At 44.9% G+C, this 15,028-nt stretch carries 17 protein-coding genes and 1 other RNA gene; 9 read left to right on the top strand and 9 right to left on the bottom strand.

Annotated elements, in window-relative coordinates; genetic code table 11:
* The first annotated feature begins 66 nt into the window (after positions 1–66).
* The gene (locus R7Q46_RS08400) at positions 67–759 is read left to right on the top strand and encodes an oxidative stress defense protein (RefSeq protein ID WP_005384550.1); all 693 of its coding nucleotides are present in this window, start codon (positions 67–69) and stop codon (positions 757–759) included.
* Between the two features lie 71 nt (positions 760–830).
* Here the strand turns inward: R7Q46_RS08400 and serA are convergent, their stop codons facing one another.
* The 5 genes from serA to R7Q46_RS08375 form a co-directional block, all read right to left on the bottom strand.
* A complete protein-coding gene (gene serA, locus R7Q46_RS08395; RefSeq protein ID WP_005384551.1) occupies positions 831–2,063 on the bottom strand; it encodes a phosphoglycerate dehydrogenase in 1,233 nt (410 codons plus the stop codon).
* 274 nt (positions 2,064–2,337) lie between these two features.
* Positions 2,338–2,994 carry a ribose-5-phosphate isomerase RpiA gene (gene rpiA, locus R7Q46_RS08390; protein ID WP_005380982.1) on the bottom strand — a complete coding sequence of 219 codons (657 nt, stop codon included), beginning with the start codon at positions 2,992–2,994 and terminating at the stop codon, positions 2,338–2,340.
* A 53-nt stretch (positions 2,995–3,047) separates the two neighbouring features.
* A complete protein-coding gene (locus R7Q46_RS08385) occupies positions 3,048–3,647 on the bottom strand; it encodes a 5-formyltetrahydrofolate cyclo-ligase (protein ID WP_053350725.1) in 600 nt (199 codons plus the stop codon).
* A gap of 5 nt (positions 3,648–3,652) precedes the next feature.
* Positions 3,653–3,837, bottom strand: a non-coding RNA gene (gene ssrS, locus R7Q46_RS08380) — 6S RNA.
* Positions 3,838–3,845: 8 nt separating this feature from the next.
* Entirely contained in the window at positions 3,846–4,154 is a 309-nt protein-coding gene (locus R7Q46_RS08375; RefSeq protein ID WP_005384553.1) for a cell division protein ZapA, read from the bottom strand.
* A 249-nt stretch (positions 4,155–4,403) separates the two neighbouring features.
* On the opposite strand from R7Q46_RS08375, the gene R7Q46_RS08370 reads away from it, so the two are divergent.
* The 3 genes from R7Q46_RS08370 to R7Q46_RS08360 are packed head-to-tail and all read left to right on the top strand — an operon-like array spanning position 4,404 to position 7,424.
* Complete coding sequence (locus R7Q46_RS08370; RefSeq protein WP_005380976.1) at positions 4,404–4,982, top strand: YecA family protein; 579 nt, start codon at positions 4,404–4,406, stop codon at positions 4,980–4,982.
* A 23-nt stretch (positions 4,983–5,005) separates the two neighbouring features.
* Positions 5,006–6,184, top strand: coding sequence for a 2-octaprenyl-6-methoxyphenyl hydroxylase (gene ubiH, locus R7Q46_RS08365; protein WP_318077437.1), 1,179 nt, complete (start codon positions 5,006–5,008; stop codon positions 6,182–6,184).
* A 31-nt stretch (positions 6,185–6,215) separates the two neighbouring features.
* Positions 6,216–7,424: an FAD-dependent 2-octaprenylphenol hydroxylase gene (locus tag R7Q46_RS08360; RefSeq protein WP_213872058.1), complete on the top strand. Its 1,209-nt coding sequence runs from the start codon at positions 6,216–6,218 to the stop codon at positions 7,422–7,424.
* A gap of 65 nt (positions 7,425–7,489) precedes the next feature.
* Here R7Q46_RS08360 and R7Q46_RS08355 read toward each other — a convergent pair whose 3' ends face one another.
* From R7Q46_RS08355 to ygfZ, 3 genes are all read right to left on the bottom strand, one after another.
* Positions 7,490–7,696, bottom strand: a complete 207-nt coding sequence (locus tag R7Q46_RS08355) for a DUF1107 domain-containing protein (protein WP_005380970.1) — start codon at positions 7,694–7,696, stop codon at positions 7,490–7,492.
* A gap of 639 nt (positions 7,697–8,335) precedes the next feature.
* On the bottom strand, positions 8,336–8,809 hold the full coding sequence (locus tag R7Q46_RS08350) for an aminoacyl-tRNA deacylase (RefSeq protein ID WP_005384562.1): 474 nt from the start codon (positions 8,807–8,809) through the stop codon (positions 8,336–8,338).
* Complete coding sequence (gene ygfZ / locus R7Q46_RS08345; protein ID WP_025768842.1) at positions 8,802–9,770, bottom strand: tRNA-modifying protein YgfZ; 969 nt, start codon at positions 9,768–9,770, stop codon at positions 8,802–8,804. The genes R7Q46_RS08350 and ygfZ overlap by 8 nt, the downstream gene beginning before the upstream one ends.
* Before the next feature lie 189 nt (positions 9,771–9,959).
* Between ygfZ and R7Q46_RS08340 the strand changes: the two genes are divergently transcribed.
* Complete coding sequence (locus tag R7Q46_RS08340) at positions 9,960–10,220, top strand: succinate dehydrogenase assembly factor 2 (RefSeq protein ID WP_005380951.1); 261 nt, start codon at positions 9,960–9,962, stop codon at positions 10,218–10,220.
* Positions 10,189–10,650 carry a protein YgfX gene (locus tag R7Q46_RS08335; protein WP_250154679.1) on the top strand — a complete coding sequence of 154 codons (462 nt, stop codon included), beginning with the start codon at positions 10,189–10,191 and terminating at the stop codon, positions 10,648–10,650. Before R7Q46_RS08340 ends, R7Q46_RS08335 begins: the two co-directional genes overlap by 32 nt.
* 22 nt (positions 10,651–10,672) lie before the next feature.
* Here the strand turns inward: R7Q46_RS08335 and nadB are convergent, their stop codons facing one another.
* On the bottom strand, positions 10,673–12,286 hold the full coding sequence (gene nadB / locus R7Q46_RS08330) for an L-aspartate oxidase (RefSeq protein ID WP_005380947.1): 1,614 nt from the start codon (positions 12,284–12,286) through the stop codon (positions 10,673–10,675).
* Positions 12,287–12,840: 554 nt separating this feature from the next.
* Between nadB and rpoE the strand changes: the two genes are divergently transcribed.
* Genes rpoE through rseB form a run of 3 tightly spaced genes read left to right on the top strand, consistent with a single transcriptional unit; the run spans position 12,841 to position 15,028 of the window.
* Complete coding sequence (gene rpoE, locus R7Q46_RS08325) at positions 12,841–13,419, top strand: RNA polymerase sigma factor RpoE (protein WP_005380946.1); 579 nt, start codon at positions 12,841–12,843, stop codon at positions 13,417–13,419.
* 26 nt (positions 13,420–13,445) lie between these two features.
* Entirely contained in the window at positions 13,446–14,072 is a 627-nt protein-coding gene (locus R7Q46_RS08320) for a sigma-E factor negative regulatory protein (RefSeq protein ID WP_005380944.1), read from the top strand.
* A complete protein-coding gene (gene rseB, locus R7Q46_RS08315; protein ID WP_262647720.1) occupies positions 14,069–15,028 on the top strand; it encodes a sigma-E factor regulatory protein RseB in 960 nt (319 codons plus the stop codon). Before R7Q46_RS08320 ends, rseB begins: the two co-directional genes overlap by 4 nt.

The following is a 15,028-nucleotide window of genomic DNA, read 5'->3' as shown; positions in this document are numbered from 1 at the left end:
TCAGCCATGATAGTGATGTTGGAATCTGAGATTAAGTACTTAATTTTGTATGGATGGATTTATTGAATGAAATTGTATTCATTTTTGCTGGCTTCAGCACTCAGCCTTACCAGTGCTTCAGTTTTGGCGAATACGCCAGAGTTTGCTCATGTTACGACAACGGGGTATGGCGAAGTGACGGCCACACCTGATATGGCTACGTTTTCTGTAAAAGTAGTCGATACGACAATGACGGCCGAACAAGCGAAATTGTCCGTAGATAAAACCGTTGAAGAGTTTCTAAAAAGCTTATCGGATGCCGGCTTATCAAAAGACAATATTACTAGCTCGAATTTATACCTTGCTCCTCAGTACCATTACCCTAAATCAGGAAAAGCAGAACTTGTTGGGTATCGAGCATCTCGCAGTATTGATGTCACGGTGACGGATCTGAAAAACCTTAACCAATACCTAGATATGGCGTTAGAAGCGGGAATTAATCAGGTTGATAATATTCAACTTAAGGTAAGCAACCAAGCCGAGTATCAGCAAAAGGCACGAATGGCTGCGATTAAGGACGCAAGAGAAAAAGCAGGGTCATTAGCGACTGGTTTTGAGAAAAAGTTGGGCGATGTATGGCAGATCAATTACAGACAGATGCACGTTCAGCCTGTGTTAATGCGTTCAATGGCGATGGATAGTAAAGAAGGAGCGAATAGCTACCAAGATTCAACCATGATCATTCGCGATCAAGTCGATGTCATTTATAAGCTAAAGTAAGGCTTAGCAAACAGTAAAAAGCAAAAGGCAGGGAGTTACAACCCCTGCCTTTGTCATTTCTATTTCACAGTTTAATGCAGGATACGAGCACGGATTGTGCCTTCAATGTTTTTGAGCTTTGTTAGAGCTTCTTCTGAGCGTTCAGTTTCAACGTCGATCACTACGTAGCCTATTTCAGCGGCTGTTTGTAGGTACTGCGCGGCAATGTTAATGCCTTCTTCAGCAAAGATGGTGTTGATCTGAGTTAGGATACCAGGACGGTTCTTGTGGATATGAAGCAGACGAGAGCACTCACCACTGTGTTCTGGTAATGACACTTCAGGGAAGTTTACGCTTGAAAGTGTCGATCCGTTATCAGAGTACTTAGCCAGTTTACCCGCCACTTCTAAGCCGATATTTTCTTGTGCTTCTTGTGTTGAACCACCAACGTGTGGAGTGAGGATGACGTTATCGAATTTTTGTAAAGGAGACTCGAACGGGTCAGCATTCGTTTTTGGTTCAGTTGGGAATACATCAATTGCAGCGCCGGCAAGGTGACCAGCTTCTAAGCTATGGCAAAGTGCAGGAATATCCACAACGGTGCCACGTGCCGCGTTGATAAAGATGGAACCTGGTTTCATTCGAGCAAATTCAGCTTCACCCATCATGTTTTTCGTTTCCGGTGTTTCGGGAACGTGCAAAGAAATCACATCACATTTGTTCAATAGTTCACTCATGGTATGTACTTGCGTCGCATTACCAAGGGACAGTTTGTTCTCAATATCGTAGTAGTAAACGCGCATACCTAAGTTTTCGGCAATAATACCAAGCTGAGTACCAATGTGACCGTATCCGATAATGCCAAGGCACTTACCACGAGCTTCGTAAGAGTTGTCTGCACTTTTCTTCCAAATACCGCGATGTGCAAGTGCATTCTTTTCAGGAATACCACGCACTAGTAAAAGGATTTGCCCAAGTACAAGCTCTGCCACGCTTCGAGTGTTAGAGAATGGTGCATTAAAGACAGGAATACCGCGTTTTGCTGCTGCGTCTAGGTTTACTTGGTTAGTACCAATACAAAAACAGCCAATTGCAACCAGCTTGTTCGCCGCATTTATTACCTCTTCGGATAGGTTCGTACGGGAGCGGATACCAATGAAGTGTACGTCTTTTACCGCTTCAATTAGTTCTTCTTCCGGAAGGGAACCTTTATGGTATTCAATGTTGGTATAACCAGCTGCTTGAAGAACTTCAACTGAAGAAGGGTGGAGTCCCTCTAACAAGAGGATCTTAATCTTTTCTTTTTCCAGTGAAACTTTGGCCATTTTTTCTCGTCCTTAAAATGGAAAGGTGGGCTAATGTGGCGCACATTGGGCAAAACTATTAAAAAGGGGATAATTAACAGTTTTGTAGGAAGACAAACGTTTCCCTGTGCGTCTTCTGTTCAATAAAGTAACAAAAAAAAATTGCTTTGGGTAAGAAAATTACGGAATAAGAGATAATTTTCTTATAGAAAGGAATAAAAAACGGTGCCTTTCAGCACCGTATGTAATGAAATAACAGAAAAGTGAACCAGATAGGTTCATTTTGGGCTGTTATTTACTCTTCAATTTTTGCACCTTCTGGTGTGCCAGTGATCACTACGTCTGCACCACGATGAGCGAAAAGACCCACAGTCACCACACCAGCGATGCCGTTTATTTTGTCTTCCATTTCTTTCGGGTTGGTAATTTGCATATTGTGCACATCCAGAATCACGTTGCCGTTGTCAGTCACAACGCCTTCACGGTAAGCTGGATCACCACCTAGTTTTACCAATTCACGAGCCACGTAAGAGCGTGCCATTGGGATTACTTCAACAGGCAATGGGAACTGGCCAAGTACGTCAACTGCTTTAGTGCCGTCAACGATACATACGAACTTATCAGAGATTGCTGCGACAATTTTCTCACGAGTCAGAGCCGCGCCGCCGCCTTTGATCATTTCACGTGCTGGGTTGATCTCATCTGCGCCATCAACATACACATCCAGCTTCATTACATCGTTACACTCGTATACTTCAATACCAAGCTCTTTAAGGCGCTCAGTTGAAGCGACAGAGCTAGACACTGCACCTTTAATATCATCTTTGATAGTGCCTAGTGCATCGATGAAGTGATTCACGGTAGAGCCAGTACCAACACCGACAATGCTGCCTTTCTCAACATATTTTAGTGCTGCCCAACCAGCCGCTTTTTTCATTTCATCTTGAGTCATGCCAATCTCCTGAATAGATGTTCGTTAACGTTTGCGGGCGTGATTATAGCGGCTTACTTGTCACTTTCCCATTGCCATATTTGGCTTGGGGTCACGATCTTAGGTAATGGAATATCCCAGCTTTCAATTGGTAAGCGTTCTACATGTTGGCAGTCATGAGCGATACCGACAGGTTTAGCACCCTCTCCAGTTATAAACCAACGTGACAGAGTACGATCGTAGTACCCTCCGCCCATGCCTAAGCGGTGTCCGATACTGTCGAACCCAACTAAAGGCGTGCAGATTAAATCAAGCTGGCGAACGGGTTTGAGGTGTCTGATATCGAGCTTGGGCTCTAAGATGCCGTACTTGTTGTAGATGAGCTGTTCATCACTTATATACTGAAGAAACAGTAACTGACCTTTAGAAAAGGGATGGATGACGGGCAGATAAACCGATTTTCCCTGTTGCCATAACCATTCAATGAGCGGTTTAGTATCAAGCTCACCGTCTGCAGAAAGGTAGATGGCAATATGTTGCGCCTGATCGATTTCAGGAAGTTGGGAAAATTGAGTAATAAGGTCGATTCCCGCTTGGTATTGCGTATCACTGCACAGAGCGTTGCGCTTTTCACGAATCAGTTTGCGGAAGTCTTGTCGAGAGAGGTCTGACATAGAGAGAATACCCCAGGGTGCCGTTGAGGATTGTGGCCCTTGAACCAGCTGGTTCAAGGCGGATCAGCAATGACAACCGTAGGCTTCTCGGTGCATGCCGAGCTTGCTCAATAGTTACCAAATACTAACCCTTAGGTATTGCTTATCGGCTCAGGGACTTAAATCCTGCTGACGCACACCCCAGGGTAAATTTTGTATTTACTGCTGTCCTTGCGTAACTTTGCTTAGTGCGTTCTCTAAAGACGCGGTGAGCTTTTCCATTCGCTCAGTAATTTCTTGCTGTTGACCATTGGATTCGTATGACTTGGTGTGCAACTCATAGCAAATATTCAATGCAGCAAAGGTCAGCAGTTGGATTTCATTGGTTACCTTAGTACGTTCGCTCATTTCTTTCAATCGGCGATCAAGATCTTTTGCCGCTGCAACAAGAGACTCTTCTTGTCCTGTCGGACAATTCACTCGTGTAAGTTTGCCTAATATTTCAACGTCGATCGCTTGATTGCTCATGATGAATAAACTCTATATTCGCGCTATCTAAGGTGTTGCTTCATACAACTACCGAGGAGCAAACTATAGGAAAACCGCTATTAAGATTCAAGCATTTCCCATCACAGAAAGAGAAATGATGACGAGATCACACAGGAATTGGGCAAATTGAACAAATGCTGTCCAAAATTGAATTTGATAGCCGTTTCAGACCACTAACCTTGATGGTAGGATATACCAATACATTATTACGCAAGAATGAGCCAAGTTATGAGTGAAATCACCCTTCCTGAATACCAATCTATTGCTGCTGAACTGCAATCGGCAAGCCTGGCTGTGACACCGGCGGAGTTACATGGCTTATTTGTTGGCATGTTAAGTGGTGGATTGGCGATCAATGATCAAACTTGGCAGCCGATTCTTTTTGACTACACCAATGATGGGATGGGGTGGCCCTCGACAGCACTCACTTTTGCTCAGAGCATATTCAACGTTACTGTTAATGAGCTTACTGGCACATCAATGGAGCTGTCTTTACTATTGCCAGATGAGCCGGGCGAAGAAGGCTTATTCGCATTAGCCGACAGTGTGTCCGACTTTGTAAACCACTTTATTTCTGGGCTAGGTCTAGCAGGCGTTGCGCTTAACAAAGCATCTGATGACGCTAAAGAAGCACTGGCTGATCTAGAAGAGATTGCCAAATTAGGCATTGATGAAGATGACGATCTTGGTGAACAAGCGCAATTGCTAGAGCAAGTGATTGAGCACATCAAAGCTTGCGTACTAACGATTCATGCTGAATTTGGTGTTCGTCCTGAAAGCAGCGACAAAAAACCTACTATTCACTAATCGTAGACCGTCCAGAGGTTAGTATGAAGCAATATGATGTAGTCATTGCTGGTGGTGCCATGGCTGGTGCAACGTTAGCATTGGCGATTGACCATTTGTCTCAGGGAAAGCTCCGCATTGCCGTCGTTGAGCCTTTTAAAGCACAATCAGATATGCACCCTGGTTTTGACTCTCGCTCAATCGCATTGTCTTACGGTACTGTCAATCTGTTGCGTCAACTACAGCTCTGGACGTCAGTAGAACCGTTTGTCACACCCATTGAACATATCCACGTTTCTGACCGTTCTCATGCTGGGATGACGGAGATTACCAAGCAAGAGGTTGGGGTTGAAGCTCTAGGGTATGTTGTAGAATTAGCCGATGTTGGGCGTGTATATCAAGAATTATTAGACAGCAGCGAATCAATTACGCTGTTTTGTCCTGACTCCGTTACCGATATCGAGCGCGAGCAAAACTGTACCCATGTGACGTTGAAAAGTGGTGAGCAACTTGAAGCAAAACTGCTGGTGGCTGCAGATGGTGCTGTTTCGACCTGTTGTCAGAAAATTGGTCTAGAACTTTCTGAGCAAGATTTTGAACAAGTGGCTGTCATTGCCAATATTGTGACTCAAGAACCTCATCAAGGTAGAGCCTTTGAACGTTTTACTGAAAATGGCCCTGTTGCTTTATTGCCAATGAGTGACAATCGAATGTCCTTAGTTTGGTGTTTGCACCCTGAAGAAGCCCAAGCCGTTCTTGAGTTATCTGATCAAGCATTTCTCCAGCGTTTACAGAACGATTTTGGTTGGCGTTTAGGCGCGATGAAAAAAGTGGGGCGCCGTGCAAGTTACCCATTGCTTCTTCGCCATCGAAAGCAAAATATTTCACATCGCTTTGCGATTGTTGGAAATGCGGCGCAAACGCTGCACCCGATAGCTGGACAAGGCTTTAATCTCGGTATTCGCGACGTTGTCTCGCTAGCAGAAGAAATCGTGCAGCAAAGCGAGGATGTTGGTCTTTATCAAGGCTTGATGCGCTTTAGTCAGCGTAGAGAGGCAGATCGAAGCGAAACGATCTGGCTAACCAGTGCCTTAGTGCATATTTTTTCAAATGATTTACCCGCGATGCGAATTGGGCGAAATACGGCCTTAGCAGCGATGGATAACCTTTCTATTTTTAAGCAGCCGCTACTGCGCCATACGCTTGGTTTGGTAAAACGATGAACGGCCGCACTGAATTAGGTAATAAAAAGCAATGATGCAAAGTGTAGATATCGCCATCATCGGCGGAGGGATGGTTGGGTTGGCACTTGCTGCCGCGTTCAAGGACAGTGACCTGCGTGTCGCCGTAATAGAAGGTAAGGTGCCAGATGAGTCGTTGAAAGAGTTACCTGATGTGCGTGTGTCTGCGTTGAGCCGTTCTAGTGAAACGATCTTGCGTAAGCTTGGCGCTTGGCAGGGGATAGAGCAACGCCGAGCTTCACCATACTACGGTATGGAAGTGTGGGAGCAAGATAGCTTTGCTAGTATTGAGTTCAATGCACAAAGCATGGCACAACCTGATTTAGGGCATATTGTTGAGAATCGAGTGATTCAACTCGCACTGCTCGAACAAGTCCAAAAGCTCGATAACGTCACTATGTTTATGCCTGCACGTTGCGCGACCTTAGCGGTGGGCGAACAAGAAAGTTGGTTGACGCTCGACAATGGTCAAGCCATGACGGCTAAGTTAGTGGTCGGAGCCGATGGGGCAAACTCGTGGCTTCGTCATCAAATGGATATTCCGTTAACGCATTGGGACTATGGTCATCATGCTTTGGTCGCGAATGTCAAAACTGCTATGCCACACAACAGCATTGCGCGCCAGATATTTACTCCTTACGGACCGTTGGCATTTTTGCCAATGTCGCAACCAGATATGTGCTCTATTGTTTGGTCCACGGAGCCAAATCGAGCAGAGCAGTTAGTGGCAATGAGTGAACATGATTTCAATAAAGCGTTGACGAGTGAGTTTGATGCTCGACTTGGTCTATGTGAAGTAGTGGGAGAGCGTGCTGCGTTTCCTTTGAAAATGCGCTATGCGCGAGATTTTGTTGTCGAGCGAGTCGCGCTGGTTGGTGATGCGGCCCATACCATTCACCCATTAGCAGGGCAGGGTGTGAATCTAGGTTTATTAGATGCGGCCAGTCTTGCTCAAGAAGTATTAGCACTTTGGAAGCAGGGTCAAGATATCGGCAGTAAACGCAACCTAAGAAGCTACGAGCGTTGGCGAAAAGCGGAAGCGGCAAAGATGATCGCTACTATGCAAGGGTTTCGAGATTTGTTCTCTGGCGAGAACCCTGCTAAGAAGCTCGTTCGTGGCATTGGCTTGAGTTTAGCGGGGCAACTGCCGGGAGCGAAAGATGAGATCATGAAGCGCGCGCTTGGTTTAAAGGGACACTTGCCGGATCTGGCGCGTCAGTAAGTGCAAAGCAAACTTCAAATACACAAAAGGCTGGTTAATCCAGCCTTTGTTTTATCAACATTTTGCTAAGCATATGCGCATCGGAGTTTCATTATTTCTTGATTGATCTCTTTGACCGCTCGGAAATGGCGTTGCTCTGCTTTCTCCGGCAGTATTAACTTACCGTTATCAAACTCGAATCTACCGACCCCGTAAATATAAATTCTTCCTTTAAAAAGACGACTTATATGTTTAGCAATCATACTTGGTGTATAGCGCTTAAACAGTCTCATATTTACTTTCCTTTTATCTAACCTAGCCTAGGTATTCTACGTTCTGGACGCGAAAATTATTGTGACAGCAATAGTATTAAATACAGATGTAGGGTGTTGCGTCAGAGAATTGTGTTGTCTTAGACAATTTGACAGTGTCATCTCTTAAATAGCGTGAGGATTACCCCAAAAATAACCTCTCTAAAGGAACCCTTATGCCAATACACTCCTTTTTACGTGACGCATTAAGCAATAGTTTTGTTACAGAATTAAGAATAGAACGAAAACGGTTGTTTGCTAGTTGTTTCTATTAAGGTCGTGCTTCGCGTAACACACTTTACGTTCTAACGATTAGAGGAAATGAAAGAGAAAAAGTGCCACGTAAAAAAAAGCCCGCTTCAGCGGGCGAATAGTCACAGATGCATTACACAAAAGTGGATAACTAACTGCATGAATGCTGTCACTCAGCTAGCTGACTCACTTTATATTGGTTAAGTGCTTGTTTGAAACTTAACCAACAAATTCAGCATATACGAGTTTTATCTTTGTGACTATTTATGTTTTATATGTGATTAAAAATTCTCATGTCTATTTTTGTAGATATGAGCGAGATCACGCAGTGATAGAAACACTACGTGTCATTACATTGTTTTTAGACGATTAACGACAGATCTCAGCTACGGTCGGCTGGCACAATTGGATAAGATCTTGAATAGAAAGCGCCAGCCCAGCCATTCGATCGCCACTGCTGATCGTGACTTCCTGTTCTTCTAGTAAGCTAGGGTCGAACACGATTGGCATATGACGTTTGAGTAACAGAGGAGTGACAGTACCAATTTTGTAACCAGTGATGGACTCAACGTCGGCTTGATCAACACAAGTCATCCGGCGACATTTCAGTAACGAGCGCACTTTTTTGGGATCAACGCTACGATCACCTGGTGCACAGGCGAGTGCATATTGATTACCCATGTCTCGTAGCAAGATTGCTTTCACCATTTGAGAGGGGCGAATGCCGCGTTGGTGCGCGGCATCCTCAATGGTCGTTGCTGGTCTTTGATGCGGTAACAGACGAAACGGAATGTGTTGGTCTGTGAGAAATTGCATCAAAGGAGTATTGATTGTATTACTCATCATCAAGACTGTAAGGCAGTGATTCGATTGTCCATTCACATTCTGGTTGCGCAACTAAACGAAGACGAGTGTCTTCATCGAGATTATTAGGCAGCACGATCAGGCCAATCGCGTGATTGTCACTGAACTGGTAGTGATTTAATAAAGCACCTACTGAACGCCAGTTTTCACCTACGCTGCGTTCGAGCTCAATTGGTTCGTCACTGAATGGAGCAGAAGTTGCACCTTTTACGATATACATCGCACGTTTATTGGTACCGCGATACTTCGCTCGTGCTACCGTTTCTTGTCCCGTGTAGCAGCCCTTTGTGAAGCTTATGCCTCCTAAAGCTTGCACGTTAAGTGCTTGTGGAATGTGAGCATTCTGTGCGGATGCAGAGACAAATGGTAAACCTGCCTCAATATCGAAACGATTCCAAAGCTCATTTGTCGTAAAGACAGCGTCGGTAGTTTCAACGATTTGCTGTGCTTCTGGCGCACTTAATATCAGTAACCAGCGATCTTGTGCAACTTGCACTGCTGTGCCACCGTCAACTGGGCGAACGCTGCCAGTTGTCTTGCTCATTGTTGAAATGAATTCATCGGCTTTGACGCCAGCGACACCTAAGATAACGTCATCAGAAGCTTCAATCGTTACTTTAGAGAAAATGGCGTATTTCTTTATTTCACTAAGTTCTACGTCAATCGCCGATTTTGGTTGGATCATGCCGTAGCCATCATGATGATGGAAAAGGCGGAACACGCTCCACACTTTGCCTTTCGCATCACAATGTGCGCCCAGTGTTGATTGGTCTTGTTCTAAAGAAACAACATCGCAGGTAACCTGACCTTGTAAGTATGATTTTTTATCGTCACCGATCATGGTGATCATGCCGAAGTTATCCAGCAGTGAGATAGATAACTCTGGAAGTGCGTCTTGAGTTGAGAGAGGTAATGCTGAAAAACGAGTTTGCCATTCCATAATTACAATGCCTTTTGAAGATATTTTTCCGCTATGTTATACCCAAATAACCTTGAGATACTAGGGGAGCGATTTACGAATCAACATTTGTCTGCTTTCACTATCGTATTGTGACCCGCACACTAGTGACGTAGCACATCCCTTGTTACACTCCGCACTAACAACAAGACATCTATGAAGGAATAGTGAATGTACACTCCGGAAGAAAAAGCGCGTATTAAATGGGCTTGTCGTCGAGGCATGCTTGAGCTTGACGTAGTAATTATGCCGTTTTTTGAAGAGTGCTTTGATACTCTGAGTGAACAAGAGCAGCGTGACTTTGTTTCTTTACTTGAATGCGATGATCCTGATCTGTTTACTTGGGTAATGGGGCATGGCCGTAGCGAAAATTTAGGTCATGCAGCAATGGTTGATAAAATTGTCGCCCATAACCTCAGCAAAGTTCGTTAATTTTACTGCTTCTCCCTCTCTGACTGCCCGAGTCCTCAATGTTGTACTTTTCTTATTGATGACTTGGGCTGTTATCCTCTCTAGCATTCCGCTCGTATTATCGACTTATTTGTTATTACTGATTGTGAAGGCTTTCTCAAACCAAAGTCTTGTTCAACCTACAAGTCATGGGCATTGGTATGTGCACTGCGATGGCTCGGTTAGGTTTGATGCCCTTGAGTGTGGCGAATGCTCGGAAGATATTGAGTCCGAAAAGGGTCATTTACAGCGAGTCGATACATCGGCATCACCATTCAAGATAACATTCCAATTGCAATCTGGCCGTGTTGTTACGATTTGGCGTGATAGCTGTGACGATGAGCAGTATCGTCAACTATCTTTGGTATTACGCCAATGGGAAATGAAACAGGGAGCTAATGCTCCCTGCTGATGTAATAGTTTACTTGGTAAAGTTAAAGCTGTTTAGCTGGAACCAAAATCGTTGGGCCGCTGTTTTCCAGTTGGTTCGGATAGTCAAGCGTGTAGTGCAAACCTCGACTCTCTTTACGCTGCATCGCACAACGAACCATCAACTCTGCTACTTGTAAAAGGTTACGCAGTTCTAATAAGTTGTTCGACACTCGGAAATTGCTGTAGTACTCGTGTGTTTCTTGTTGCAACAGTTGGATACGGCGTAAGGCGCGCTCTAAACGTTTGTCAGTTCGCACAATGCCCATGTAGTCCCACATAAACAGACGAAGCTCGTGCCAGTTGTGCTGAATGATCACTTCTTCATCACTATTGGTTACTTTGCTTTCATCCCAACATGGCACCTGTGAGGGTAGCTCAACGTTAGTGTGATGTTTTAGAATATCTTTTGCCGCAGACCAAGCATAAACCACACATTCGAGAAGTGAGTTTGATGCCATGCGGTTAGCACCATGCAGCCCGGTGTAGCTAACTTCACCAATCGCATACAAATTTTTCAGATCGGTGCAGCCATTTCTATCCACCATGACACCGCCACAAGTGTAGTGTGCAGCAGGTACGATTGGGATTGGCTCTTTAGTCATGTCGATGCCCAAATCCATCAAACGTGAATAAATGGTTGGGAAGTGTTTCGTAATAAAGTCAGCAGGCTTATGACTGATGTCGAGATACATACAGTCTGCGCCTAAACGCTTCATTTCGAAGTCGATAGCACGAGCCACCACGTCACGCGGAGCAAGCTCTTTACGTTCATCGAAATCTGGCATAAAGCGAGAGCCATCTGGACGACGCAGGTAAGCACCTTCGCCACGCAACGCTTCAGTCAGCAAGAAGTTACGTGCTTCTGGGTGATATAAACACGTCGGATGGAACTGGTTAAATTCCATATTCGCCACACGACACCCTGCACGCCAAGCAATCGCAATACCATCACCAGACGACACATCTGGGTTAGAGGTGTATTGATAAACCTTTGAAGCACCACCTGTAGCGAGAACCACAAATTTGGCTCGCACGGTTTCGACATGCTCTTCGTTGCGGTTCCAAATATAAGCACCGATAACTTTGTTTTTATCACCGCCAATTTTGTCTTCGGTGATTAAGTCCAGAGCATTGTGACGTTCGAGAACATGAATGTTTGGATGGTTATGAGCGTTATCTTGCAGGGAGGTTTGCATCGCCATACCTGTCGCATCTGCCGCGTGAAGAATACGACGACGGCTATGACCACCTTCACGAGTTAAGTGGTAGCGAGGTTCATCGTCAGAGTCATCTTCTTCACGATCAAATGGGACACCACCGTCAATCAACCACTGTACACACTCTTTTGAATGCTCAGCAATGAACCTTACGGTCTCCTCATCGCAAATACCATCCCCGGCGATTTGCGTGTCTTCAACGTGTGAATCAATGGTGTCTGATTCATCAAATACGGCAGCGATACCGCCTTGAGCATAGTAGGTCGCCCCTTCGCTGCGTGGTCCTTTACTCAGCACCATCACCTTACAGTGGTTAGCAACGCGCAAAGCCAACGACAAACCTGCCGCGCCACTCCCTACCACTAATACATCACACTCATGTTCACGATTTGTGTTCATATAACTTTTATAATCCCAAGCTAAGGTAACAAAGTTACCTTGTGTATTATTTGCACACCATGTGCATTCCATTATCGCGACATCTGTCGCTAAGGGCTAAGTTGGGAGACCTATCGACGTCCGTGTTACGGCGGTGACTGAGCCACTCTTCTTTTTCATGCAGAGCATGAGCATGCTTCCTAAGTTATAATTTGTAACGCGGTGTTCAGATAGCCATTAGCCATGCAAATGAAAAGTAATAGTTTGTCAATGCCATTGCTTTTCCATGCTCGACCCAGCACAATCTGGGACAGAGATCATTCATTATACCCATTTCCCTCCAAGATGCTCGCTTGTCAAACTTAGACTAAAGTCAGGCAGCGGTGGTCATTTGGGTACAGACATCACACTGTGAAAAAACAATGACAAAAAACTTGAGAAACCATGGAACTTTCTCATTCACGTTAGGGTCACAATAGTGCTCAAGTAAGCAGTGGTGTCAATACTACGTTTTGCATAATTAGTACCCATATCTGAGAAGAGTAGGGGCATAACAAATAGGAGTATCCGCTCGAATGAACGAGCAGCTGACCGATCAAGTATTGATTGAGCGAGTTCAGAATGGCGATAAGCAAGCATTCAACCTGTTGGTAACAAAGTACCAGAATAAGGTATGTAATCTTATTTCCAGATACGTTAGTAATCCTGGCGATGTACCAGATGTAGCACAAGAAGCGTTTATTAAAGCTTACCGAGCTATCCCTAGCTTTCGTGGGGAAAGTGCGTTTTATACGTGGCTGTATCGCATTGCAGTGAATACTGCGAAAAATCACATTGTTGCTCAAGGGCGTAGACCTCCAGCGACAGATGTCGATGCTGAAGATGCTGAATTTTACGAAACAGGTAGTGCACTTAAAGAAATATCGAACCCTGAGAACTTAACGTTGTCCAAAGAATTGCAACGGGTGGTGTTCAGTGCAATCGAAGCTTTACCTGAAGATTTAAAAACCGCAATGACATTACGAGAGCTCGATGGCTTGAGTTATGAAGAAATTGCAGAAGTGATGGATTGCCCGGTAGGAACGGTACGATCGCGTATCTTCCGTGCTCGTGAGGCGGTGGAAAAGAAAATCAGACCTCTTTTGCAACGCTAGTACAAGTAATAACTATGGTGAAAATAATGGCTGACAAAGAAAAACTTTCAGCTCTCATGGATGGAGAATTGGTCGATAAGGCTTTAATTCAAGAGTTAGAGCAAGACCAAGAGAGCCGTGATGCTTGGCAGAACTATCACCTGATTGGTGATGTGATGCGAGGCGAAGCGCCAGCAAAACCTGAGTGGAATATTGCTGAAAGCGTGGCGTTAGCGTTAGAAGATGAACCTGCACACCGTGCGTTTGATTCGCACAGTGCAAATGTTATCTCAATTGCGGATACGCCAAAAGAGTCGCAACCAGAACCGCAAAAAGCAAAACGTCAGTTGCCAGGTTGGTTGACGCAGTTTGGTCAAGTTGCTGTTGCTGCATGTGTATCGCTTGTTGTTATTTTAGGTGTACAGCAGTACGGTGGTAGCGATTCAATGTCGCCGCAAACAGATCAATTACCTGTATTGCAGACGGTTCCGTTTGCTGGCAGCGCAGAACCAGTGAGTTTGACTCGTGAGTCTGTAGAACGTTCTGTAGGCGAGGCAAATATGCAAGAGCAGCGCAAGCGTGTTCATGCTATGCTGCGAGACTACGAATTGCAGTTACGAATTAACAGTGATGCATCTCAACAAGATGCAAATCTGAATCCGGATATTGAATGAAAAAATTTCTGATCAGCGCTTGCGCTCTGTTCAGTATGATGTCTTCTCAAGCCTTTGCTGGTGATAAGTCAGCGGAGGCTTTATTGCATCAAATGAGCGAGGCGAGTAAGAATTTAAGTTACGAACTCTCTTATATCCTTATCAAAAAGAACAGCATTGAGCCGTTGCTGTATCGTCATGCCACGCATGGTGACGATCAATATGCTCATCTTGTCTACTTAAGTGGCCCCGTGCGTGAAGTGATTCGTCGCGGAACTGAAGTAAGTTACATCGAAACGGGTTTAGAACCGTTCACCATCGAGTCAGGTAAAATGGTCGCTCCGACTATGCCTATGCTCAACACCAATATCGATGAGCTAAACTTGTATTACGACTATGTAAAAGTGGGTAGAGCTCGTGAAGCTGGTGTGGCAACACAAGTGCTGCGTATTGTTCCTAAAGACGGTCTGCGCTATTCATACGTACTATGGATCGATGAGAAGAGTAAATTGCCGTTACGTGCCGACCTTGTGGACCGCGATGGTGAGATGCTTGAACAATATCGCACTATTTCTTACACGGTAAACCCAAAAATCGCAGAGTTAATGAGTGGCCTGCAAGATGTTCAATTACCTGCTGTTCTCACCATGCCAAAAGGCGATATTGGGACCAGTAATTGGCAGGTTGGTTGGATCCCTGAGGGTTTCGAGCCGAACGAGCTCAACCGCTATCGAATGGCCGTTACTAACCAAATGGTGGAGAGTCAGCTGTATTCTGATGGTCTGTTTAGCTTCTCTGTTTACGTAGCAAACAAAGATGAGCATTCGTTAAAAGGGCAGTTGGTTCGCCAAGGCAGAAGAACGCTACACAGTTTTGTGAGCGGTCAACATGAAATCTCTGTTGTAGGAGACATTCCACCGACCACAGCACAGCGTATCGCCCAATCTGTCACATTTAATGTAACAAAGAGTAAATAA

This window comes from Vibrio sp. 811, from assembly GCF_033339195.1.
Note: the sequence above shows the minus strand (reverse complement) of the source record. Positions and strands in the feature narration are given on the sequence as shown.

Coding starts and splice junctions, on each gene's coding strand:
- R7Q46_RS08320 (WP_005380944.1), top strand. CDS start 13,446: ATGGCTGACAAAGAAAAACTTTCAGCTCTCATGGATGGAGAATTGGTC.
- R7Q46_RS08355 (WP_005380970.1), bottom strand. CDS start 7,696: ATGAGACTGTTTAAGCGCTATACACCAAGTATGATTGCTAAACATATA.
- R7Q46_RS08340 (WP_005380951.1), top strand. CDS start 9,960: ATGTACACTCCGGAAGAAAAAGCGCGTATTAAATGGGCTTGTCGTCGA.
- R7Q46_RS08400 (WP_005384550.1), top strand. CDS start 67: ATGAAATTGTATTCATTTTTGCTGGCTTCAGCACTCAGCCTTACCAGT.
- ygfZ (WP_025768842.1), bottom strand. CDS start 9,770: ATGGAATGGCAAACTCGTTTTTCAGCATTACCTCTCTCAACTCAAGAC.
- R7Q46_RS08350 (WP_005384562.1), bottom strand. CDS start 8,809: ATGAGTAATACAATCAATACTCCTTTGATGCAATTTCTCACAGACCAA.
- R7Q46_RS08385 (WP_053350725.1), bottom strand. CDS start 3,647: ATGTCAGACCTCTCTCGACAAGACTTCCGCAAACTGATTCGTGAAAAG.
- ubiH (WP_318077437.1), top strand. CDS start 5,006: ATGAAGCAATATGATGTAGTCATTGCTGGTGGTGCCATGGCTGGTGCA.
- rpoE (WP_005380946.1), top strand. CDS start 12,841: ATGAACGAGCAGCTGACCGATCAAGTATTGATTGAGCGAGTTCAGAAT.
- serA (WP_005384551.1), bottom strand. CDS start 2,063: ATGGCCAAAGTTTCACTGGAAAAAGAAAAGATTAAGATCCTCTTGTTA.
- nadB (WP_005380947.1), bottom strand. CDS start 12,286: ATGAACACAAATCGTGAACATGAGTGTGATGTATTAGTGGTAGGGAGT.
- R7Q46_RS08375 (WP_005384553.1), bottom strand. CDS start 4,154: ATGAGCAATCAAGCGATCGACGTTGAAATATTAGGCAAACTTACACGA.
- R7Q46_RS08370 (WP_005380976.1), top strand. CDS start 4,404: ATGAGTGAAATCACCCTTCCTGAATACCAATCTATTGCTGCTGAACTG.
- rseB (WP_262647720.1), top strand. CDS start 14,069: ATGAAAAAATTTCTGATCAGCGCTTGCGCTCTGTTCAGTATGATGTCT.
- rpiA (WP_005380982.1), bottom strand. CDS start 2,994: ATGACTCAAGATGAAATGAAAAAAGCGGCTGGTTGGGCAGCACTAAAA.
- R7Q46_RS08360 (WP_213872058.1), top strand. CDS start 6,216: ATGATGCAAAGTGTAGATATCGCCATCATCGGCGGAGGGATGGTTGGG.